Origin of the sequence: Lacihabitans soyangensis (genome assembly GCF_024343775.1) — a bacterium.
Classification (GTDB): domain Bacteria; phylum Bacteroidota; class Bacteroidia; order Cytophagales; family Spirosomataceae; genus Leadbetterella; species Leadbetterella soyangensis.
The window spans coordinates 1-1,850 of record NZ_RJUF01000076.1 but is presented as its reverse complement, the minus strand read 5'-3'; the positions used below and the strand labels follow the sequence as shown (position 1 = coordinate 1,850).

The window sequence follows — 1,850 nt, the reverse complement described above, 5'->3', positions numbered from 1 at the left end:
GTATATCAGAAGCCAGCACGATTATCACAGGCTTGGAAATAAAGGCCAAACCATCGGCTCCGACTGTATTCGCACCATTGGAGAAAGTAGTATGTTCCCCAAGTACATTGACCCTAACAGCCAGTAATTGTGCAGGCACAGTGACGTGGTCAGAGGGTGGAGCTACGGGTACAAGCCTAACGCTCAATGCAGTAGGAACTTACAATATTTCGGCCACCTGTACCGTAAATGGCTGTATATCAGAAGCCAGCACGATTATCACAGGCTTGGAAGTCAAAGCATTGCCTGTTTCTTCAGCTACAAGTAATTCACCTATTTGTGCGGGCGGCTCATTAAATCTAATCGGATCTGAAGGAGAAACCTATCTCTGGTCAGGTCCAAATAGTTACAGTTCTACGGATCGAAACCCAATAATATTAAATACCGTTATAGCCAATGCTGGCACTTATACATTGACGGTTACTTCTAAAGGATGTAGTAGCACTGCACAAACAGTGGTGGCTATAAACACCATATCCATTCCTGCACCTACTGGAACGGCAAACCTCTCTTGTGATGTCCTTTCCGTTACCAGAACAGCAAGCGGTGGACAAAGCTATGTTTGGTCTGGTGGATTGGGAACTAACCCAATGGCCACCATTACAACAGCTGGAACTTACACCGTTACAGTAACTGATGCCAATGGTTGTAGTGCGACGGCATCTACGGTGGTTACTTTTACAAATAATTTACAAATAACTCAGCACCCCCAAAACGTAAGCATCTGCCAAGGAAACAATGCGACCTTCACGGTTCAAGCCAACTTACCTGGAGTAACATATCAATGGGAGGTAAATACCGGCTCTGGTTTTACCCCAGTTGTGGCAAGTACTGTTTATTCTGGTCAAAACTCTGCTACTTTAAGTTTGGCGTTTCCAAGTCTGGCATACAATAACTACAAGTACAGGTGCATAGTTACCTTAAACAGTTGCAATTCGACTTCAAATGAAGCCACCTTATCCCTAGCAGGCTCCGCTGAGGCATTAAACATAGTAAATGTGAACCCTATCAGTGGTGTTTACAGCCAAACGGCCGTGGCTTACACCATCGCTTTGAACAAAATACAACCCAACGCCAATGTGCTGTTCAAGTCGGGCAATGCAATAGAACTCTTACCGGGCTTTGAAACCCGAGCTGGGGCCGTTTTTGCAACCAAAATTGAAAGCCCTTGCGGTTTGAACACAACCAACAACAGTATTTTTGAAAACCTCCCAAAAGAAATTAGAAAATGAAAAAACTAACATTAACTAGAACAATGAAAAAATTAGCTTTACTCCTTTTCTTGATATTTTCTACTGAAATAGGTTTTTCAAGAACACTCATTACCTCTGCCACGGCCAATGGTGCCGCCAACAGCATCACCATTAATTGGGGCGAGACAGACGTAAGTATCAATCCACCCTCGGTAACTTTAAACAGGTATCAGATTAAATACAAGCCTGTTGGAGGGATAGAGACCACCATAGACAATATCAGCAGTTCGCTGCGAACCTATACATTGACGGGTCTGGCCTCAGGCCAAACCTACGAAATAGAGCTCATAGAGGTTATCAGGGTGATTCTACCTCCTTCTCCTTTTAATGTTTTGCCTTACATGGACTCCCAATCGGGCTCTGGGGTTAGTACAGTAGCCCTCAACGCCCCGCCCATCGCAGTTTGTACACCACTTACAGTTTCGGTAGGAGCTAACTGTTTGGCCACGGTGACTGCAGAACAAATTGGAGCTGGCTCAAGTGATCCCAACGGCGATGCCATCACCTACAGCATCACTCCAACGGGTCCATTCGGAGTGGGGGTTTATAATATTTCTC

Annotated in this window: 2 protein-coding genes; both read left to right on the top strand. The window is 44.9% G+C overall.

The features are described from left to right. Positions 1 to 1,271, top strand: a 1,271-nt coding sequence (locus EGI31_RS14320) for a 3-coathanger stack domain-containing protein (protein WP_374760689.1), incomplete at its 5' end; no start/stop codon positions are given. 23 nt (positions 1,272 to 1,294) lie between these two features. Beyond that, positions 1,295 to 1,850 (top strand): fibronectin type III domain-containing protein (locus EGI31_RS14315; protein WP_255037904.1); only part of this gene is annotated, 556 nt, incomplete at its 3' end.